Source organism: Streptomyces sp. NPDC054863 (assembly GCF_053610825.1).
Genome location: NZ_JBSGZD010000035.1, coordinates 23,164 through 42,849, shown reverse-complemented (window position 1 = coordinate 42,849; position 19,686 = coordinate 23,164). Strand labels below are relative to the sequence as shown.

At 67.5% G+C, this 19,686-nt stretch carries 23 protein-coding genes; 10 read left to right on the top strand and 13 right to left on the bottom strand.

From position 1 onward, the window contains the following. Positions 1-53 precede the first annotated feature (53 nt). The 7 genes from ACWGIG_RS10045 to ACWGIG_RS10015 all read right to left on the bottom strand — a co-directional run bounded on the left by ACWGIG_RS10045 (position 54) and on the right by ACWGIG_RS10015 (position 5,989). Positions 54-2,297, bottom strand: a complete 2,244-nt coding sequence (locus ACWGIG_RS10045) for a hypothetical protein (RefSeq protein ID WP_453321058.1) — start codon at positions 2,295-2,297, stop codon at positions 54-56. A gap of 82 nt (positions 2,298-2,379) precedes the next feature. Further along, a complete protein-coding gene (locus ACWGIG_RS10040) occupies positions 2,380-2,841 on the bottom strand; it encodes a hypothetical protein (protein ID WP_453321057.1) in 462 nt (153 codons plus the stop codon). A 23-nt stretch (positions 2,842-2,864) separates the two neighbouring features. Then, positions 2,865-3,347, bottom strand: coding sequence for a hypothetical protein (locus ACWGIG_RS10035; RefSeq protein WP_453321056.1), 483 nt, complete (start codon positions 3,345-3,347; stop codon positions 2,865-2,867). 338 nt (positions 3,348-3,685) lie between these two features. Continuing rightward, the gene (locus ACWGIG_RS10030; RefSeq protein WP_453321055.1) at positions 3,686-5,236 is read right to left on the bottom strand and encodes a DUF2637 domain-containing protein; all 1,551 of its coding nucleotides are present in this window, start codon (positions 5,234-5,236) and stop codon (positions 3,686-3,688) included. A 177-nt stretch (positions 5,237-5,413) separates the two neighbouring features. Then, positions 5,414-5,584 (bottom strand): hypothetical protein, encoded by a 171-nt coding sequence (locus ACWGIG_RS10025; RefSeq protein ID WP_453321054.1) that lies wholly within the window; start codon positions 5,582-5,584, stop codon positions 5,414-5,416. Positions 5,585-5,681: 97 nt separating this feature from the next. Further along, positions 5,682-5,828: a hypothetical protein gene (locus ACWGIG_RS10020; protein WP_453321053.1), complete on the bottom strand. Its 147-nt coding sequence runs from the start codon at positions 5,826-5,828 to the stop codon at positions 5,682-5,684. Beyond that, entirely contained in the window at positions 5,819-5,989 is a 171-nt protein-coding gene (locus ACWGIG_RS10015) for a hypothetical protein (RefSeq protein WP_453321052.1), read from the bottom strand. The genes ACWGIG_RS10020 and ACWGIG_RS10015 overlap by 10 nt, the downstream gene beginning before the upstream one ends. Before the next feature lie 168 nt (positions 5,990-6,157). Between ACWGIG_RS10015 and ACWGIG_RS10010 the strand changes: the two genes are divergently transcribed. The 3 genes from ACWGIG_RS10010 (at position 6,158) to ACWGIG_RS10000 (ending at position 8,874) form a co-directional block, all read left to right on the top strand. Further along, positions 6,158-6,421, top strand: coding sequence for a hypothetical protein (locus ACWGIG_RS10010; protein WP_453321051.1), 264 nt, complete (start codon positions 6,158-6,160; stop codon positions 6,419-6,421). A 22-nt stretch (positions 6,422-6,443) separates the two neighbouring features. Continuing rightward, complete coding sequence (locus tag ACWGIG_RS10005) at positions 6,444-7,034, top strand: hypothetical protein (protein ID WP_453321050.1); 591 nt, start codon at positions 6,444-6,446, stop codon at positions 7,032-7,034. A gap of 328 nt (positions 7,035-7,362) precedes the next feature. Continuing rightward, complete coding sequence (locus ACWGIG_RS10000; protein WP_453321049.1) at positions 7,363-8,874, top strand: helix-turn-helix domain-containing protein; 1,512 nt, start codon at positions 7,363-7,365, stop codon at positions 8,872-8,874. 221 nt (positions 8,875-9,095) lie between these two features. Here ACWGIG_RS10000 and ACWGIG_RS09995 read toward each other — a convergent pair whose 3' ends face one another. Both ACWGIG_RS09995 and ACWGIG_RS09990 read right to left on the bottom strand, forming a co-directional pair. Beyond that, positions 9,096-9,329: a DUF397 domain-containing protein gene (locus ACWGIG_RS09995; RefSeq protein WP_453321048.1), complete on the bottom strand. Its 234-nt coding sequence runs from the start codon at positions 9,327-9,329 to the stop codon at positions 9,096-9,098. After that, on the bottom strand, positions 9,329-10,192 hold the full coding sequence (locus ACWGIG_RS09990) for a helix-turn-helix domain-containing protein (RefSeq protein WP_453321047.1): 864 nt from the start codon (positions 10,190-10,192) through the stop codon (positions 9,329-9,331). Before ACWGIG_RS09990 ends, ACWGIG_RS09995 begins: the two co-directional genes overlap by 1 nt. A 233-nt stretch (positions 10,193-10,425) precedes the next feature. On the opposite strand from ACWGIG_RS09990, the gene ACWGIG_RS09985 reads away from it, so the two are divergent. The 3 genes from ACWGIG_RS09985 to ACWGIG_RS09975 are packed head-to-tail and all read left to right on the top strand — an operon-like array spanning position 10,426 to position 11,782. Next, complete coding sequence (locus ACWGIG_RS09985) at positions 10,426-10,695, top strand: hypothetical protein (RefSeq protein WP_453321046.1); 270 nt, start codon at positions 10,426-10,428, stop codon at positions 10,693-10,695. Next, positions 10,692-11,147 carry a hypothetical protein gene (locus tag ACWGIG_RS09980; RefSeq protein ID WP_453321045.1) on the top strand — a complete coding sequence of 152 codons (456 nt, stop codon included), beginning with the start codon at positions 10,692-10,694 and terminating at the stop codon, positions 11,145-11,147. Before ACWGIG_RS09985 ends, ACWGIG_RS09980 begins: the two co-directional genes overlap by 4 nt. Further along, entirely contained in the window at positions 11,144-11,782 is a 639-nt protein-coding gene (locus tag ACWGIG_RS09975; protein WP_453321044.1) for a hypothetical protein, read from the top strand. The genes ACWGIG_RS09980 and ACWGIG_RS09975 overlap by 4 nt, the downstream gene beginning before the upstream one ends. Positions 11,783-12,141: 359 nt before the next feature. Here the strand turns inward: ACWGIG_RS09975 and ACWGIG_RS09970 are convergent. The 3 genes from ACWGIG_RS09970 to ACWGIG_RS09960 form a co-directional block, all read right to left on the bottom strand. Further along, positions 12,142-13,073, bottom strand: a protein-coding gene (locus tag ACWGIG_RS09970) for an IS5 family transposase (RefSeq protein ID WP_453321043.1) whose coding sequence is annotated in 2 segments (ribosomal slippage) — positions 12,142-12,678 and positions 12,681-13,073 — 930 coding nt in all. Because the reading frame shifts where the segments join, the coding sequence is not laid out codon by codon here. A 31-nt stretch (positions 13,074-13,104) separates the two neighbouring features. Next, positions 13,105-13,689, bottom strand: a complete 585-nt coding sequence (locus ACWGIG_RS09965; protein ID WP_453321042.1) for a S1 RNA-binding domain-containing protein — start codon at positions 13,687-13,689, stop codon at positions 13,105-13,107. Between the two features lie 102 nt (positions 13,690-13,791). Further along, a complete protein-coding gene (locus ACWGIG_RS09960; RefSeq protein WP_453321059.1) occupies positions 13,792-14,436 on the bottom strand; it encodes a 2'-5' RNA ligase family protein in 645 nt (214 codons plus the stop codon). A 397-nt stretch (positions 14,437-14,833) separates the two neighbouring features. Here ACWGIG_RS09960 and ACWGIG_RS09955 point away from each other — a divergent pair, with 397 nt between their 5' ends. Further along, positions 14,834-15,679 (top strand): ParA family protein, encoded by an 846-nt coding sequence (locus ACWGIG_RS09955; RefSeq protein WP_453321041.1) that lies wholly within the window; start codon positions 14,834-14,836, stop codon positions 15,677-15,679. Further along, complete coding sequence (locus ACWGIG_RS09950) at positions 15,679-16,461, top strand: hypothetical protein (protein ID WP_453321040.1); 783 nt, start codon at positions 15,679-15,681, stop codon at positions 16,459-16,461. Before ACWGIG_RS09955 ends, ACWGIG_RS09950 begins: the two co-directional genes overlap by 1 nt. Before the next feature lie 946 nt (positions 16,462-17,407). Here ACWGIG_RS09950 and ACWGIG_RS09945 read toward each other — a convergent pair. Further along, a complete protein-coding gene (locus ACWGIG_RS09945) occupies positions 17,408-17,617 on the bottom strand; it encodes a hypothetical protein (RefSeq protein WP_453321039.1) in 210 nt (69 codons plus the stop codon). Positions 17,618-17,840: 223 nt separating this feature from the next. Here ACWGIG_RS09945 and ACWGIG_RS09940 point away from each other — a divergent pair, with 223 nt between their 5' ends. After that, on the top strand, positions 17,841-18,923 hold the full coding sequence (locus ACWGIG_RS09940; RefSeq protein ID WP_453321038.1) for a replication-relaxation family protein: 1,083 nt from the start codon (positions 17,841-17,843) through the stop codon (positions 18,921-18,923). A gap of 200 nt (positions 18,924-19,123) precedes the next feature. Next, the gene (locus tag ACWGIG_RS09935; RefSeq protein ID WP_453321037.1) at positions 19,124-19,405 is read left to right on the top strand and encodes a hypothetical protein; all 282 of its coding nucleotides are present in this window, start codon (positions 19,124-19,126) and stop codon (positions 19,403-19,405) included. Positions 19,406-19,686 lie beyond the last annotated feature (281 nt).

Sequence of the window (19,686 nt, the reverse complement as noted above, 5' to 3'; positions counted from 1 at the left end):
GTGATCGGCTTGGCGTACCGATCACCGCCAATGAGCAGCCAATCGCCGGCCGATCAGGATTCGGCGGCCAGGGCCTGGCGGACGGCTTCGGCGTAGTAGCCCTTCGGATCCCCGTCGAGCTCGGTGATCTTCTCCGAGGACAACGCCACCCCGAGGTTGCGCAGTTCGCGGCTCAGGGCTTTCCCGAGCTCCCTCAGGCGGCCTCGGTCATCGAGGTCGCCCCAGCGGTCCCAGCGATCGGGGTCCGCCTTGCGGAGGTACACGTGGAGCTGGTCCATGGTCAGGTACGCCGGATCCCCCTCCTGGTCGAACGCCTCGACGAAGGCCCACACGATGGACGGGACGTCCTCGGCGATCACGTCCGCGTCCACGACGCTGTCGTCTCCGGCCGCCGACGGGGCGCCTGCGGAGGGGCCCTTGAGTTCGCGCCAGGCGTCGATCAGTCCGGCTTCGGTGAGTGTGTGGGTCACATCCGGAAGGCCCATCCGGGCTCGCTCGGCACCGACCCGGGCCGCGTACTCGGGCGAGATTTCGCGTACCTGGTAGCGCAGTGCGCGGTTGGGCATACCGGGCAGCCCCATGGCATAGATCTGCCCAGCGTCGTTACGCTCCGTGTGGGTGGCAGGGCGCAGCAGATCGGCGCGGTACCCCTCGGCGAGAGCGCCGCCCCCCAGGAGTTCGGTGACGTCGACGCCGCGGCAGGCCCCCAACATCTTCGCGCTGAGCTTCGGCCCGATCGCGCCTCCGAGGTACTCCTTGGTCCCGAACTGGCTGCCCGCGTAGAACCAGATGGCCTCCTTGCGGCCCAGCAGCAGCAGCTTGATGAGGAGCTGCTTGTTCTTCTCCGAGAGCTGCGGCCACTCATCGACGAACACGCAGAACGCGGGGTGTTCCGGGCTGACCCTCCACTTGTTGCCCCAGCCGTACGCCGCGCGCTGCTGAGCACGGGAGCTGCACAGCTTCAGGAGGAACTTCAGGACGGCATTGATCTGCTTGTCGTCCATGCAGGCGTCCAGGGTGATCGCCGGACCCAGATCTCCGACCCCGGTACCGACGGGATCAAGGTTGATCACCACTGCATCGCGGGTGGAGGTGGCGGCCTCCGCCATCGCGAGCATGATCCCGCTCTTACCTCCGCCCGAGTCCGCCACCATCATCAGCATCAGCCCTGCCAGGGTGTAGGCGAGGGCGGCGGCGTCCATTCCGACACCGAAGTCGTGGGTGTCAGAGATCGAGCTGGACAGCGGCGCCCGGTAGGGCACCGTACCGACCAGCTCGGGAGTGAACGGGTCGCGCATGAGCATGCGCACGGTGCACGCCTCACCGGCGTCCGGGTCGGCCTCGACCAGCAGGCCGGCACGGCGCAGCTTCAGCACGGTGATCACGTTCTTGTTGGTCTCCACCCCGTTGAGCTGGTCCGGGGTGCCCGTGCGGAAGGTGACCCGGGCCGACCAGCCCCACGGTTCCTTGCGCCCGTCGGTGACGGATTCGATGTCGCAGCGCTCGTGCACGAGTGCACGACGCAACGCCTCCTCCGCCTCCTCGACCGTCGTGGCGTCGGCGATCCGGTACGGACGGAGCTCCTCGGGCAGTTCCTCCCCCGCAGTCGTGGCGTCCACCGCAGGAAGGGCCAGTTCGGGGCGCAGCAGCCGTTCGGGCACGTCGCGCTGGGCCAGGACGGGCGGGTGCCGGCCGACCCACCACAGGGCCACGACCGCTGCGGGAAGCATGAGGAGCAGCATCTGCGGGCGCGCAACGATCATCGCCGCGACCGCGACCAGCAGGGCGACCAGGGCCACGAACCTGCGGGTGCTGCTCGCCCGGCGAGCGCTGGTGATCTTCGCGCGGGATGGCTGGACGGGCGCGAAGGGCTGCTTGAGGAGGTCACGGAGCGCCTGTTCTCGCCGTTTGCGCTCGTCGCGCAGGGACTTGACCTCGTGGCGCTGCTCCGTGCTCCAGCCCTCGTCCGCACCCCGGAGCTCCAGCTTCGTGATCCGGGAGCGGACCTCGTCGAGCTCCTCGCGGGCAGTCTCGCGCAGGGCGTTGTACGCATGGAGCTGGCGTTGCACGAGGAGGCGACGGATCTCGTCGTCGGTCTGGTGGCGGGTATTGACGGTGTGCCTCAGTCCGGCCAGGAGGTGGCGGCAGCCGTTCGCGAGGCGGGTTCCGACGGCACTGGCCGGGGTGCTCTCCGAGGCGACCTCGGTCGTCTCGGCAGCCGGGATGCCCGGATCTGCAGAGGCAGGAGCAGGGGGTACTTCGACGGTCTTGGGGGTCTCGGGTTCTTCGCCGGCCATCAGGGGTTCTCCACAGCAGTCTCGCAGGCGGCCCCGTGCGGGCACGGCCGGTTCCTCCCGTCCGTGCCCGCACGGGAGTTGATCAGAAGAAGGAACCGATGAGCATGCCCCCGGCACCGTTGACCAGCGGAGTGATGGTCACCGCGCCGACGAACGGTCCAAGGGTCAGACCGCACGGAGCGCCCCAGAACAGCTCCTTCTTCGGCTTCCTTTTCGCCGACTTGAAGATGACGACGAACAGGACGATGAGCCCGAGCATGAGGACCGCGCCGAACGGGGTCAGCGTGCCGAATTCCGCAGTGCGGGTAATACTGACCTGCTCCGCTCCGGTTCCTTTGGTGAGGGCCCAGTCGCCGCCAGCGCCCACCTTCTCCCGCGACCAGGTCATGACCGTTCCGATGAGCCCACCCGCACATGCACCGGCTGCGGCAAAAGCGGTGGCGGAGAGTGCGAACGGCATGAGCAGATTCCACTGCCGGGAGTTCGACTTGAAATAGAACCAGCCCACCCTCGCAACGAGGATCAGGAATCCGACGGTGAACATTCCCAGCGTTACGGTTTTCACGATTACAGCCCTCCCACGAGGAATCCGGCCAGGCCGAAGACAATGGACAAAAGTGCAGGGAAATACATGACCGGGGCCAGGACGGAACCCCACAACACCAGTCGAGTGAACGGCCGTTGGATGCGCAGATGGCCGACCCCGGCGATCAGTGCGAAGAAGAAGGCCGCGGCGCCGCCGTGGTTCCCCGTCTCACGGCTGTAGGTCATCAGGATCAGGGCCAGACCCGGGCCGGTGCTGTAGAGCGAGCGCTTGAACGCGATGCCGTTCTCGGTCTCCCGGACCCACCGCCAGAACCAGTCGAGGCTCCAGTCCCGCTCCTTGGGCGGCGGACCGGGCGTCGCATCCCGCAGCGCTTCGGCGGCGTCCCGCATGTGGAGGGCCGCATCGGCGAAGGCTTCGGACTCCATCTGCCGGTCACGGTCGTCCTGCTCGGGGCGGGACTCGGGGTCCGCCTGCCACCACTCGGGCTCGGACTGGCTGCTCACTGGTGCCTCCCTACGGCGGCAGCACCGACACCAAACGCCCGCCACAGCCAGGCCCTCACACGCAGCTCGTCGCCGCCGTACGACGGCCAGCTGCGCACGGGCACCGGGGGCCACCCCTCGAAGGGGCGCGGCGGGAGGATGGTTCGGGTGTAGCCGTCAGTCTGTGATCGAGTCTTGTGTCGGGTCATACTGTGCAGACCTCCTGGTGACGCGCAGTCATTTCTGGGGAGTGGGGTCCGGCGGGGGCCTAATCCCCGCCGGACCCGTCACGAGACGATCACGTCCCGTGAGAGTAAAGACCTGAAGTCTGTTTGATCCAGGCCAAGTTCACGGCCCCTTCACGGGCGATAGCCCTGGGCGATCAGCTCCACGGCGTCCTTACGACGCTCACTGGCCGTGCTCTGGGAGACCCCCAGGGCGTCGGCGATCGTCAGGAGATCCACCGACTCGGAACCCCCGCCGGCCGCGAGGAGCATCCGGGCAACCTGCCGCGCGCCCCGCTCCGACGGCTTGAGCTTGGCCAGGTCCTCCGCTTCGCGGGCACGCAGCTCTGCTTCGGCAGCAGCCCGCCGCGCTTCGGCAGCCTCGTGCCTGGCCTTCTCCTCCGCAGCGACCGCCGTCTCCGTACGGGCCCGAGCCTCGGCCTCCCGGCTGAGTTCCACTTCCGCGTCAGCCCGCTTCTGGGCAGCGGCATACTCCGCTTCGGCGGCATCCTTGTCCGCTTCGGCAGCAGCACGGCGCACTTCGGCGGCGTCCTTCGCCACTCCGGCAGCACGGCGCTCCGCTTCGGCCGTCTCCTCCGCCTTGATCGCATCCGCCGAGACAATGGCCGCGCGGGACTTGGCGGTTGCGAGGGCGTCGGCTTCGGCCTGGGCGGCCCGCGCCTGAGCTTCGGCAGTTCCCGTACGAGCGGTGACGCGATGGTGGGCGACCTCGACATTGCCCTTGTTCTCCAGAGCTGCGACCGTTGCCCGGCTGGCGCGGTCGTCCGCACGGATCTTCGCTGCGAGTGCCTGCTCCGCCGCCTGCTCGGACCGGATCTGCGCTTCCTCCTCGGCCTGCTGGGGCAGGGCCAGGGCATCGCCCACGCTGTACCCATAGCGAGCCATCTTGAAGGGAAGCCGCTCGTCGGACGGCGCCTTCCTCCAGCCGCCCTTGCCCGCGTACTTGCGGTCCAGCCAGACCCGGTAGGCGATGCGCTGCTGCTCCAGCCTCCTGGCCTGCGAATACGGCACGTCCCAGAGCATCATCCGGCGGTGCATCGCGATTGAGGAGAACGGCGAGTACAGCCACCGGACGATCGGAATGCCCCGCGGTTCGTGTCCCTCCGCCAGGCGCATGGAGTGCATGTAGAGGCGGCGGCCGGCCTCGACGGAGGCGATGAACATCAGCGGGATGATGCCGTGCATCGCCGCGCCGATCGGGTCTGCGGTGATCGGCCCGTCCGCTGCCGCCGCGTTGAAGACGATCGTCGCACCGGTGAAGAGATGCGCCAGGAACCGGAGGACAGGCCACGGAGTCCGGCGGTGGATCAGGTAGAGGTCCAGCACCAGGAGGACGACGATGCCGACGTCGACGCCGATCGGAAAGACGTGGGCGAAGTGCCCGAGACCGTGGTCGGAGCCGAGGGTGACGAGCGCGGAGTACGAACCGGAGAACCCGATTCCGGCGAGGACGGCACCGCCCAGCAGGGCAACGATGCCGAGCAACCGAACCGTGCGACTGTCGGCCAACAGCTCCGGATCAACCTGGGCCGGAGCGGTTCCGGACGCCTCCGGAGCGGGGGACGGTGTGGTCGGAGTGGTCACAGATGCCTTCGAAGCGGCGGGCGGTGCAGCCGGAACGGGCACCGCCGGGGCCGAAGTGCGTGGCTCCGCAGTGGTGGTCATCTAGCTCTCCCTGGTGGTCGGTTGCGATGGTGCGTGCCCCCGGGCGGAATTCGATCCCGCAGCATCACGCATGGTCCAAGGGCTGCGCCACAGTGGCCTGCCATCCGATAGTCGGCTGGTGCACTTCTGTGATGCGGGTCGCTCAACTTCGTTAGGTATGGGCGGAATTACGGACGGTCAGCGGCTGGCGAGGTGCGCAGCGATCTCGTCGGCCTTCGCTTTGAGGTCCACGAGCGCCTGGCGGGCGTTGGCCAGAGCAGCGTCTGCGGACCGGGAGTCGGCGGCGGCGGTCTGGCGGACGGATTCCATCGCGGCCACCGCGGCGCGGTGTTCGGCAGCGGAACTCACGACGAGCACCCCTGCGCCCACGAGCTGCACTTGCTGCACACGTACTGGCCGGTGCGGGGGTCGAGCTCCATGGGGCGCCCGCAGCAGCCCGGGGCGCTCACGTCCGGTCCTTCTTCGGGGTGCCGGCGACCGGCTTGGTGTCCCGGAAGGATCCGCCACGCGACGGCTGGTAGACGGTCTCGTGCTTCGGGTCCCGGGGGTGGGAGCCCGGCTTGATCGAGATCTTCCGGTCGTTCAGAGCCACGTCGTCCACCCGCCCTTCGAGGAGCGGCGGACGGAGGTACGGGCGACGCTCTCGGGCTCCGGCTCCGGGCCGCGCAGGTCGTCGTCGCGCTCCATGTCCTCGATGAGGCCAGCGCACGGCCGGGTGAGCGTTTCCAGGGTCGTGCCGATACGATCCATCACGGATCGCACCTCCTTTGTGTAGGCAAAGGGGTTCGGTCAAGGCCCTCGGCAACGGTGTTCCACCACCAGCCGGGGGCCGCCTCGTTTCCGGGGCACCACCACCATGACACAGAAACCACCGGCGGTGCAACTGGAACACTGGCGGTGTTTGCCGTTATGCTCGTCCCCGTGACCGAGATCCCAGAGGAACGGCAAGCGGCGGCACTGAGGGCTGTCGCGGAGGCAGGCGCCCGACGAGCGGCCCTGATCAAGGAGGCAGACAAGATCCTGGCCGAGGAGATCAAGCCGCTCGTCCTGGAGGCGGCGAGGCTCGGAGCCGGGCGCAACCGGACCCGAGAACTCGCGCAGGTGGGCCCGACGATGTTCTACCGGTGGCTCGAAGAGGCCGACATGCCGGTTCGGACCAAGCAGGCGCCCGGCAGCGAGAGCTGACCGCGATCACGGAAGGGACCGCATGACTGAGCACGTCGTTGACCTGAACTCCCTGCCGGATACACGCACGGCACGGACGAATTCGCTGACGCGGGAGCAAGTCCGCCGCGGAAACGCCTTCCACGAAGCCGCCCACGCACTCGTCGGCATGGCGTACGGCATCAGCCTCCAGCGCATCCTGCTGACCGAGACCCCCCTCCCGGACTCCGATGGGGGCGTGGTGATGAGCGGGCTGGTGACCTGGAACCCCTGCTGGGTCGACGAGGTCGAATTCGCCGTGCAGTACGCCGCAGGAGCAATCGCTGAACAGCGGCAGTTCGACGCGGCCGGCCTCGATGCCGAAGCGGCGGAATGCCACGACCGCGACGCGGCGGTCGCCGTCCTGACGCAGTCCGACTACGACTTCGTTCTCTCCGGAACGGCCCCTGCGGGCGGAGTCACCTGGGAGCAGATCACTGCGCGGGCGCAGCAACGCGTCAGCAGTCTGTGGCCGGAGATCACCCTGGTCGCAGAGGCATTACTGGCCGCGCCCGGCATGGAACTGAGCTCGATCGAGGTCTGTGCGCTCACCGGCTGGACGAATGCAGCCCCGGGAACTCCACCGGGATCATGAGCCCTGGCCTGAGCTCCGTGTACTGGGCGTAAGCTCACCAGCACTATCAGCCAAAAACGTTTGAGGCCCGCCGTGGTAAACCCCGGAGTTGACGCTCCGTGCGGCGGGCCAGACCAAGCACAGGTCTGCTGCGGAGTGTACCCGGAGGACACCTCGGGACGCACGAGCCAGCAGACCGGACAGGACCGGACGCCGTGATCGGCGCTTTCAAGAACAGCAGGTTCCCCTTTCGAAGGGGTGTCCGCTTTGGCCCGTACACCCGAGCCATGACATACACCCCTTCGCCGAAGAACACCTCCACCACCGCTGGTACCAGGGCGGTGACGCGATGAGCAACGAAGCCCAGACCTACGTCGCCACCCTGAAGATCGGTGACATCACCGCCAAGTACGTACTCGGCCGGCTCGCCGATCGGGCCGACGAGAAGTTCTCGTGCTTCCCCTCGATCGCACTCCTGGCGGCCGAGGCCGAGAAGTCCGACCGTGTCGTGCAGCGAGCCCTGGCGAAGCTGCGGGAGATGAAGCTGATCTCCGACAAGGAACGGACCCGGCCGAACGGATCGAGCACGTCCAGCCGGTACTACCTCCACGGCCCGTGGGACGACTACGGCGGCACCGGCGTGCCCTTCGCAACGATCACCACGCCCAAACAGCGACGTGCCGAGCAGTGGGCCGAACCGCCCATCGAGGGGACGTTCCGGGCCGGGACAGCAGCAGCCCTGGCCCTGAGCGTTAACTCGGACGTTTCCGCAGGCCAGAGTGGGGTGACGTCTACGGCACCCGGCTCCCGGGAATCCGCCCTCGGCGTTAACTCGGACATTCCCGCAGCTCAGCAGGGGGTGACGCCCACGTCACCCCCCCTGGTGACGCCCACGTCACCCTCCCCCATGACGCCCACGTCACCCCCTGAACCAACAGAAACAACCCCCACACCAGAACCAACTTCAGCGCCTGCGGCGCGAGCCGCTGGTGACGCCCGCAGGGCTACTACAGGTAGTAGTGCGCGAGAGAAGAGCGGCTCCGCCGCGGCCAACGGCGCCAAGGCGCCGAAGCAGTCGTCATCTCGGTCGGGGAAGGCAGCCAAACCTCAGGTGCGGATGTCGCGGAAGCAGGCTGCCGCGGTGGCCGTGGTCGAGGCGGCCTGGCCGGCCGAACTTGCCGCACTGCTGCCACAGCACCGCCCTCCGGCGTTGCGCGACGCGATCCTTGAAGCCCTCGACGGTGGGCGGAGTCCGGAGCAGTTGGCGAACCGGGTGGCCCGACGGTGGGTCGTACACGGCTACATGGCCGACGTACTGCCTGGTGGCAAGGGCATCAGTTCCCCGGTCGGCGTGGCGGTCGGTCTCGTACGGCCCTCGAAGGACTGCCCGGACCCGATGTGCGAGGACCGCACGATCATCGACACCGGTGCACCCTGCCGGGCCTGCACCCAGCGGCGTGAAGACCACAAGGTCGACCGCCGCCAGGGCCGTCTGCCCAGCCCGCGCGCAACGGGGTCAGCCCCGCAATGGTGGCAGTGCGAGATCTCCACGTGCCAGAACCCGGGCAAGGGACCGCGCCCGCAGGACGGCCTGTGCCCGACCTGCCACGCCGCCCTTCAGGCCGCAGCAGATGAATACGCCGCTGCAGAAGCCGCCCGCGAGCGCCAGAAGGAAACTGTGCTCCTGGACGAGCTCCTGGAGGATGCGTACGCGGAGTACCAGGAACGCGAGGAACAGGCCGCTGCTGACCGTGCTGCTGCTGACCGCGAGCGTCAGGAGCGTGCCGAGACTCAGCGGCTCCGCGAGGAGATCGCCCGCCAGCACCCCGAGCTCGCGTCGTTCGCACAGACCGCCACCTAACGGCCCCAGGGGGCTTCTGAGTGTCGATCTCCTGCCCCGATGCCCACCGGGGTGACGGGTCGGGAGATCGGCGCTCAGAAGGACGTAGATCGCTTCTGAGGTAGCGCCGCTCAAGGGCGCCGCTCCATGTGAACTTTCCATGCCTCAGGGGAAGTTCACATGGAACTGGCTCCAGACCTTTGTGGTCCGGAGCCAGTGGTGTACTTGTCCAACTCCCTCCCTTACACGGGAGGGAGTTGAAACTCCCCCCTAATCGCACCGTCGAGGAAGCATTCCCAGACAAGGGGTGTGACGACGAAGGGAGGGTTGGTCAGGTCCTCGTTATCGCGCAGTGCGACGCGGCCGTCAGGAAGGTGAGCGATCTCCAGGCAGCCGCCGTTTGCGGAACTGGCCGAGGACTTAAACCAATTGAGGTGGGTCAGGAAAACGGGGTCCTGTCCCGGGTCGCTAGCCATTACTGACCTTTCGGGATTTCACGTAGGAATATTGCAGATTCTTCGGGGTCGAGAGCCGTAGCCCTCAGGAGATCGAAAGTCGCGGTAAACTTTCGGACGTCATGCTTCTTTTCGAGATAAAGGTTCCCGGCTGGTGAGTCGACGTAGACCACCGGCGGCTCTGTCTCGGATTCCAAGAGCGTGAATGCCCCTCCCAGGCCGGGGTGGGCCCCCTTGGCGACGGGGACGATCTGGAGGGTTACGTTAGGCAGCTGGGCAATCTCCAGGATGTGCTCCCGCTGTGCCTGCATCACGTCTGCCCCTCCGACGGGACGGGTGAGAGCTTGCTCATCCAAAATCACCCAGAATTCCAGAGGTGATTCGGTCTGAGTGATCAGCTCTTGCCGCTTTGTTCGTACCGCCACCATGTCGTCGATATCGTGCAGGCGGGTGCTCGGTGAGGACTTCAGAATGGCGCGGCCGTAATCGGGAGTCTGGAGCAATCCATGTACGAGGTCGGGCTCCCAGGCTCGTTCAGTAAGAGCATCTGTTTCCAGCGCAAAAAGAACTTCGAGACCTGAGGGCAATACCTCGCGATAGGGGTCCCACCAACCAGGCTGACGCGCGTGCGAAATCATGCCCACCAGCATCTGGACTTTCCGCTCGTCCTTGACGCCGTACAACTCACAGAGCTGGATGACTTCCTCAGGCTTGGGGACGACCCGGCCTTTCCCCGTCTCCATGCGGCTGGCCCGCGTCATGGACGTGCCGAGACGTACGGCAACGTCCTCCAGGCGCAGGTTGGCGGCAGTCCGCAACCGGCGCAGCTCGGCTCCGAGCTGCCGGCGGCCGACGGTCTGAGTGGTCGGTTTGGGTGTCGTCACGCGCCGCCTTCCCTTCGTCGTGCGGTGCACATTTACCTGCGCACTTGCCTGCGCCCAGTCTGCCGCACCAGGCCGTTTAGCTGCACACATGGTGGTCCCCTTCTCCGCATATTCCGTGGGCATGTACTGAAATTGCCTCGCACTCGCTGCGCACTTGCGCAGCGAGTGCGCAGGGCGTCACTGTAGAGCTATTCAGATGCACGAGGTAGCGGTCTGATCACGAGAGGTGAGTGGTGGCCGCGCAGATCCGCAACCCGGAGACCTTGATGCCCGAAACGGCCCGTCGCAGCCGCAGCCGCGACATCCGGTCGTACGACCTGGAACCGCTGACTATGACGAAACAACAGAACCAGCAGCTCAACGGCCTGCTTTGCGTGCGATGTGCCGGTACCGGCATCCTGCAGGACGCTGGATACGCCTACACCCGCGACCGCGAAGGCGGTCGACTCGGCTGGCGTGTGAAAGCCTGCCCGCCGTGTCTGGCAGCTGGAGGTGCCTGGTGAGCGCCGCCGCCACGTGGCTGACCGCCGCGGCCGACGATCCGAGCGACGTCTACGCCAAATGGGCAGCTGGGGAACAGGTTTGGCTGCCCACTGGACGCGTCTGGGACGTTATCGCCGTAACCGGCAGCGGGCCGGCCATCCTCGACGCCCTTCCCGAAGACTGCCGGGGGCCGGTCATCGCCGACCTCCCCGCGCAGCGCTACTTCTTCTTCGTGCCGCTCGGAACGGCCCGCTGGTGGACCGACCCCCGAACCGTCCAGCTGGGCTGGACGTCAGACGTCAGCGTCCCCGACCCCGATCAGGAGCCGGATCGCATCGAGCGGTGGATCATCCCACCCGACGGAAGCGGGAACCTCACGGACCCGCAGGCTCTGCGCGAGGCGATCAGCCAGGTGGCTGCCCAGGATCCTGACCACCCCATCGGCCAGATGCGGAAGGACGCCCAGTGGTGAGCCTCACCGAACTCCACGTCGTCCCCCCGCAAGGCATCCTCGACGCGTCTGGTTACCTGCGGAACACGCCGACCGGTAGCCACACCACGAACGGATGCCTGTACGCCTGGGCCTACGGAACACAGGACGCAGATACTTCCTTCCGTATCTATCTCAACACCGGGATCATCTTCGGGCGTTGGGGACTCGCACACGGAACTGCTCACCGCCTCGGGGAACTTGCGCAGATCCTCGCTTGGCACGCAGTTGCCATCGTCAACCCCTCCGAGATCACCGTGATCGCGGAGCTCGACGCCGACAAGGCCGTCGTCACGGCTCTCCCCCGCACTGCGAAGCGCGCCCACGAACTGGTCCATCCAGCCATGGTCGCCAGCATCCGAGCGCGCTCCGACACCTGGGGGCGCCGCCAACTCGAAACGGGTCCGGCCCTCTACGCCGGACTCTCCCTACGCCGAGGCCAGCCGAACACTTCTCAGGAGCACCACACCATGTCGAACGACGAAGCAGAACCCGCGCGCCTTCGAACGCTCGACTCGCTGCCCGTTCGCACCCCCGGTCGCAGCCTCTACCCCGAACACCGACCGCCGCGCGGCACCGTCAGCGACGGTACTCCCCGGCAGGACGAGCGCCGGTGAAGTTCGCCGAGATCATCTACGTCTTCGCGCTCTCCGTCGTGCTGGCCCTGCTGGTGTTGGGCATCGTTGTCCACGCGCAGTAGCTTGCTCCCCCGAACGCCCCGCTTGCCCGGCCTCCATTCCCCCGGGTGAACGGAGGCAGCGAGGCCCCGGAACCGTCGGTGGTTCCGGGGCCTCGCCATTTCTGGGCTGAGTCCAGGCCCTCGCTTGACGACGCGACGGCTGTTCGACCGGTGAAATCACAGTCGTAGGCAGGTCGGCGCTACGCTCGTCCCGACCGGGAACACGGAAGCCCCGCCTTCTGCCAGACGGGGCCCCGTTCGGCCGCCACCACGAACAACTAGGACTTGTCCGGCCGATCATGTCCGGAGCCAGATGGTGAGGGTTGCGGCGGTGGCGGTGCCGAGGTAGATGTAACGGCGCTTGTCGTAGCGGGTAGCCACTGCCCGGTGCTGCTTGAGCCTGTTGATGGCGCGCTCGACGGTGTTGCGTTTCTTGTACCGCTCTTCGTCGAAACTGGGTGGCCGCCCGCCGCGTGAGCTCTTGCGCTGGCGGGCGGCCTGGCTATCGGTTTTCTCCGGGATCGTGTGCCGGATCCCCCGGCGCCGCAGGTAAATTCGGACGGGCCCGTTGCTGTATGCCTTGTCGGCGGCGACGCTGTCAGGCTTCTTACGGGGCCGGCCCGGCCCGATTCTCGGGACGCGGATCTTCTCCAGGACCGGCTTGAACTGGGTGCAATCCGCCCGCTGACCTGGTGTGATGATCAGAGACAGCGGGCGACAAAGGCCGTCCGCGCTCAGGTGGAGCTTGGTGGTGAACCCGCCCCGTGAGCGGCCCAGCCCCTCACCTCCAGCACCACCTCCACCAGGCGGGCGTGCAGACTCTGCCACGGCACTTCGTCCTGATGTTCTGGCTCCTCGGCCCCCTTTGAGCATGGTGCCGGCGGTGGGTCGGTGCGAGCGCCCGCCGCATGCTGATGCGCCCGCACGATGGTGGAGTCGACCGAGACGTCCCAGTCGATCTCGCCTGCGGCGTCGGCTGCGGCCTGGACCTGCTGAAGCAGACGTTCCCAGGTGCCGTCGGCCGACCACAGGCGGTGCCGTTCGTAGACGGTCTTCCACGGCCCGAACCGATCGGGCAGGTCGCGCCACTGCACGCCGGTCCGCACCCGGTGCAGAATCCCGTCGATCACCTGCCGGTGATCCCGCCACCGGCCACAACGCCTGTTGCTGACCGGCAGGAACGGCCGCAGCCGTTCCCACTCGGCATCACTCAGATCACCCCGCCCCATGCTCCATTCAACGGCTGGGGCACGCTGCCCGTCACGTGGCCGGTGCGACACCTTCGTGGCGGCCGCTCTGCGGCCTGCAGAGGAGGACCCGGCGCGTCGGCGGGTCGATCTTTGTGACGACGACGGTGATCTTCTCTCCGACCTCGAAGTCTTCCAGCGGACTCACCGCAGGCTGACCGTGGGCTTCTCTGAAGGGGAGCAGCCCTACAATCCCGTCCCCAAGGTCGACGAAGACGCCGATGGAAACCGTCTTCTCAACCATCCCCGGGAGTTCCTGGCCCACCGCTGTCTGGTCGGCGAAAGCCTGGAGGGGGTCGGGCTGCAGTGCCTTCAAGGACAGTCTGGCCTCCAGGTTGTAGGTGTCGAACTGGAGGAACTCGCACGAGACACGCTGGCCTACCTGAACGACATCGGTGGGAGCGTCGATGTGCCGCCAGGACAGTTCGGGGATAACGATGAACCCGACACCGGGGAAGAGCGGATGGGCAGGCCCGTCATCCAGGGCCACGAAGACCCCGAACCGTTCGATCGCTGCGACGGTGCCGGACAGGATGTTCCCGCAGTGCAGGGACTCCAGAAACGCCCAGAGTTCCGGGCTCTCAGACTGCCAATCCATACCGCCACCCTGGCACACGACGTCGAGGGCCGACCACGCCCTCGACGAACTGCAGCCCCCGCTATGCCCCAGTAGCCGAGACCATGATCGACCGGACAGGTCCTAGCCGTCGCGGCCGGGAGTCAGCGGGACCTGAGCGAGCACTTCCCACTTGATGTGCTGGCGGTCGTGCCACTGCGAGACGAGCGTGAGAGCAGTGACGGGGATAGTCAAACCATCGCTGTCGACATGCAGGTCGGACAGGGCATCCTTCAAGGCTTCTCGATCAGCGACATGCGCGTCCGCGGTGGCATAGGCGATTGAGGCATGCGGATAGTGCCCAGCAGATATTGACGGCCAGCGATTACCCACCACAGCGTCCATGGCCTCCTGCGTACGGGTCCGCAGGTGCCGCCAGGCGCTTCCGGGACGGCCGGCGCACTCGATGGCGACCTGTCCGATACCAGGCCGGGCCAGTCTGACCGTGAACGGGGAGACCTGGGCAGCGGCGACACGCACCTTCTCAACGATCTGCTCCACCTCGGATCCACTGGCGCTGTCCTCCGGTCCGCCGTGAACAACCGTCAGATGTATCCACTCCGGGGCGACCGGGGCGAGTCCAGGACGATGCGTCAGCGCACGGTAGGGGTCAGTGAGTTGAGCGCGAACAACCTCTGTATCGGGAGGGAGTACGTGCCAGTGAAGATCACGACGTCCTGCCGGCCACCCATGCGTGCGCCCCTCCACTCGCCCGAAAAAGTCCTCCATCATGTTCCCCCTGACTCCAGACACCGACTTCGCGATCACGTTAATGGCCCTGCCAGCCACGGGGGTCGCTTCTCCAACAACAGCCCCAAAGAGCCCTCCGGCACCCAGCGGCCACAGTGACTGCCGCCGGTGTCCCCAACCCTGACCAAGGCGCGTTCGCAACCTGGGCGGCCTGGAACCCCAGCCATCCGAGGGCCTTTTTGCGTTCCGGGCTCTGTGGTGAGGCGCCGAGACGGGTGACAGCACGAGCGTTTCCCAAATTTGGGAAACGGCTGACCGCTACGCTGCCTCCCGTACGCGCAGGTCAACGCCACGCCTCTCATTACAGTGATTTGCCTAGAGGGTGCCTGAGCAGCGACGATCCGGCGCGGAAGTGATCGCATAGGTGGAGGTTGGCGTGGACGCAGTCGCGAACTACTCGGAGAAGGGAGGCGTCGGGAAGACGAGCAACTCCGCGGGCATGGTGGCCGAAGCCGCCGAACGCGGGCTGAACGTCCTCGCCGTCGACCTCGACCCCCGAGCCACACTGACTGAGGAACTGGGAGTCAAGGACCCGCGCTTCACGCTCAACGACCTCCTCTACATCGACCCCGAAGCCGAAACGCCTCCCGGCGATCCCGCCGAACTGGTCCACGACGCGATCGTCCGGGCCGGCGCCGGATGGCCGTCCAACGTCTGGGTGCTCCCCTCCGAACGGCCCCTCGGCCGCCGCGAGAATGACTCCACCATGTTCGAGGGACGTCTACGTCGGGCCCTGGAAGGGCTGGACGGAGAGATCGACTTTGCTGTGATGGACGTCCCGCCACGAGCGGGCGGCAAGCTCGCCACGTGCGCGCTCATCGCCGCCAAAAAGATCCTCATCCCTGCCACCCTCACCGCCGACGGCCGACTCGGAGCTGAGCAAGCGCTCCGCACCTTCCGATTCGTCAGCTCCCCTGGCAGCGGGATGAACGAGAACCTGGAGATCGCCGGGGTGGTGAGGAGCATCCTGCCGAAGAAGGACGACATGCGCGCCGTCAACCACCTCGTCAACGACCAGCTTGTGGAAATCTTCGGCGACAAGCTGCTCGATCACCTCACCGCCGATGAGGGGCACTACTCGGGGATCGTCAGCTACTCCGTCCGGGAGGAGTGCCGGATGGCCTGCACGCCGATCACCTCCGCTCCCGGCCGCGAGGCCAAAAAGCTCCGCCGCTGGTACGGCCAACTCGTGGATCACGTCGTCACACAGAAGGACGCCTGATGGTTTCCAAACTGCTTCAGCAGGCCGCAGCCGCTGGGCCCTCCGGGAAGACTGGGAAGGGGGGCCTTCAGAAAGCGGCGGACCGAGCCGACCCCGCCGACACGGCCGTGGGCCTCGTGCCGCTCCCGCGCGCTGCGCACGAGGGGGCTGCGGAAGAGCGCTTGGCCGTACTCGAAGGCATCATCGGCAAGGCTCAGGACAACGCTGAACTCACCGTTCGGCAGGCGAAGGACAAGTTCAGTCGGGAGGCCGGCCCCGCGCTGGCACTCATCCACGACGACGAACTATGGCGCCCGGACTACAAGAGCTTCGTCGACTACGTGCAGCGGCGGTGGGACTACTCCTCTACCCACGGATACCTTCTGGTCGCCACGGCCAAGGTGCAGACAGCGCTCCCAGAGGGCACGAGCGCGAACACCGGGCAGGTCCAGGTCCTCGCGCCCGTGCTCCGGCACAACGGGCTGGACGCTGTTAGCGAAGCGTGGGCGAAGTCTGAGAAGAGGAACGGGCAGCCCACCGCAGCTACCCTCAAGGCCGCCGTCGACAGCCTCGGGTACGGCAAGCCGAAGCAGACGATCCAGGGCGAGGTGCTGAGCAGCACCACCCAGGCGGCCACCGCACCGAGCGCGGTGGGTCAGTTGGAGAACGCCGTGGCCCTCGCGAAGAAGCACCTGACGCGGGGGCTGATGAAGAAGGCGTTCGAGGAAAACCCGGAGGATGCCCGACGTCTTGCTGAGGAAATCGCCTCATGGGCGGCAACGGTGACCAAGGCCGCCAAGTAGCGCGCTTACACACTCGGGGCCGGTTTCCCAAACTTGGGAAACCGGCCCCGAGCGTGTATCCAGGGGTGCCGTGCCCAGGTCAGGGGCCGGTGAGGAGGCGACGGCCCGGCGGAAGCGGCGGCGCTGTTCGGGGGTAAGGCGGTTCAGGTCGGCGGTGCTGGGGGACCAGGTGCAGCGGGGGTGTTTCGCCGGGCGGGACGGCTCGTTGGGGAAGTATGACCACGACCTCGTACCCCGGCTGCCGCGTTTCCTTCCTGGCCGACACTGCCGCCGACGCAGCGTGCCAGCTCGACGACGTCGTCCAGGTGGCGGGCTGGCCCGAGGCAGCAAGCTGCGCCGTCGACGATGCGCTGGAGGGGATCGATGTCCTGGCTGTCGCCCTCGCTCGGCTCGGACCAGAGGCCGACCAGATCCTCGTTCCCGTCCGAGCCGCGACCGCACACCTCCGTCAGCACCTGGGAATCCTGCCCGAGGTCCCCGAGGTCCCCGCGGTCCCCGAGGCTGTGCTTTCTGAGTCCGGGCCCGCGCCTGACGAAGTGGTGACGTCGGCAGCTGCGGCTACCGGCGGACCACCGCCGGCACTTCCGGCTCAGCGCGCCGCGCGGCCGAGCCGACGGGGGCTCGGTCCGGTGGGCCGTGGAGTTCTTGCCGGACAGGTACTGAGCACGGAGGGGGAGCGTTCGGGTCAGCCCGGCCGGTGACGATGCAGAACACCGTGCATCCGGTGCTCTGCATCGAGTGTTTTGCACCCGGGTGCTGTGCATCGAGGGCATCGTGCATCGAGTGGACTGCATCCGATGTTCTGCATCGAGTGCATCGGGTGTCCTGTCCAGTGCTCGTCCCGCCTCCTGAGCCGATGCCGGACGGTGCGGCATCGGCCCCGGACAAACCGGGTGGTCAAGGGGTGGTCAAGGGTCAAAACGGGCACTGCAGGCCGGGGTGGGGGCTACATGGTGCTGGGGTGCGCGAGGTATGTCCCGGCCCGTGCCGCTTCATTGGCCTGGTGCACGATGTCGCCCACCAGCCGCGCCACGGCATCGGACGTGCCCTCGTGCTCGTCGGCGAGGAGATCCCGGACGATGCGGATGATGGTCTGCGCGATGCCGTGCACCGATGCCGGGCCGTGAACGGCGCCCTTGGATGTGACTTGGGGCACGGACAAATTGGTGTGGTCGAGCCCGGTCGAGCCCAAAACGGACACGGATCGGGGGCGGCCGTTAGACCGCGGGCAAGGGGGTCTCTTCCACGGTGGCCGCGGTTCGTACGCCGCCAGGTGTCGCCGGGGTGCGCTGTTGCACCCGGGGTGGCCGGGGCGGTGAACGGACCGGACCTGTATCCGTGACGCCGGCCCCTGGGCCGGAGGAAGTCCGAGGACACCGATGACCACCACCGACCGCACCCGCCAGAGCGCCGCCCCCACCGAGCCCGCCACCGAAGCCGCCAGTGGTGGGACGTGGTCAAGGGGTACCGAAGAGGCCGCGGAGCACCCGAATTCCAGTGCCGCGACCAGTGCCGTGAACCTCGCGCAGGTGCTGCCGATTTCCGCAGGCCGCAAGGGGCATCCGGGCCCCTCGGGGAAGGCTGACACCTCTCTCCTCGCCCCTGTGACGTCAGTGACGGGAGCGAGGTCTACTCCGACAGCGGCCAGGGTGCGGGCGGATGCACTGCGGATGCTGGGATGCGTACGGGTCGCGACGGTGGCGCAGCTGGCACAGGTGATCACGTCGAAGGATGCGGACGGCCGGTCGTACGTACGCAGGGCGATGCGCAAGCTCGCAGAGCAGGGCCTCGCGGAGACAGTCGGCAAGTACGGCAAGCACCCGATCTGGAACCTGACAGCAGCAGGGCAGAAGGCACTGGCCGAAGCCAACGAACTGCCCCCTCGTCCGAAGGCCGGCACCGGAGCGAAAGCGGTGAAGGCCGGGTTCGGTGCGCACGGCGTCGCCGTGACGGACACGATCCTCGCCTACGGCGGCCGACAGCACCTGATGGACTGGCAGGTCGAGGTCAGCCACTCCATCAAGCAGCTCGGCCTGGCGCTCAACACCGACGCGGTCCTCGCCCTGCCGACGAAGACGAGCGAAGTCCGCCTGTTCGAGCTCGACAACGGCACCATGTCGCGCGCCCGCCTGGCCAAGGAAATCTGGGACTACGAGCGCTACGCCGGACACCGCGTCTGGGAGGGCGCCCGCGGCACCAACGGGAAGACCTACCCGTTCTGGTCCCGCCACCGCTACACCCGCAGCGCCCGCTTCCCGACCGTGTACGTGGTCCTGGCGGGCAAAGCGGAACACCTGCTGGAGCGCCGCCTGGAGGCGCTCGCCGCAGCGGTGCACGGCATCGCCATCGGCGTCCTCGCCACCACACTGCCCCGCCTCCAGCGTGGCGAGCCGTGGACGGAGATAGGCGTCGACGACGCGGACCGGCGCCGCGAGCGCTACCCCGAACCCGTCGGCCGCTGACCCAGGCCCGCCTGCTGCCTCGACAGCCGGGTTGAACGAGGAGGAGAGACCATCCCCCAATACGGGCCGCTCTGCCCAGCTCGTATTGGGGGATTGGGGGATCAAGGAGCCGTTTCCCCAGGTGATGGGGTCGCATTGGGGGATTGGGGGATTGGGGGATTGGGTCCGCAGAGCGACCGTGGTGCGGGACACTTGCCGGTGTGACTGCACCTTCGCGTGAGCGGCAGGTCCTCGGACTTGGCCGCGGCGTCTCCTCTCTCATTCCCGGCGAGCCCACCGCCCTGTCTGCCGACGCACAGGTATCCGCCGTGCTCGCCGGACTGCGCACGGTGCCCGTTCAGGCCGCCGTGCTCCAGGCCGCCGCCGTGCTGCTGTCGCATCTCGTCGACACCACCGACGATGACGGTGTCCGCGAGGCGACCACCGCGACGCTCGCCCACCTCAACCGGGTCCTCAGCGACGACGGCCCGGCCACCGGCTGAGCCCCGACCCCGACCGGGCACTCGCCCGCCACCTCAACCGGCTTCCGGTCGAGCGCCCATCCGTCGGGGTACGCCCTCTTCCCAGCTGAGGGCGTACGCCGACGTCCTCGCCCGCGCCCCGTAGCCGGGCAACTAAGAGCAGGAGAACAAGAAGGGGACGAGGGCGGCTGCGCCGCGTGGCCGGGCGCCCTCGTCGCGGGCGGCCACGTTGGTGCCCCTCCTGCCGAGTGGGCGGCGGGGGTGGGGTGCCGGGTGGATACGAGGGTGGCTACTGCCGTATC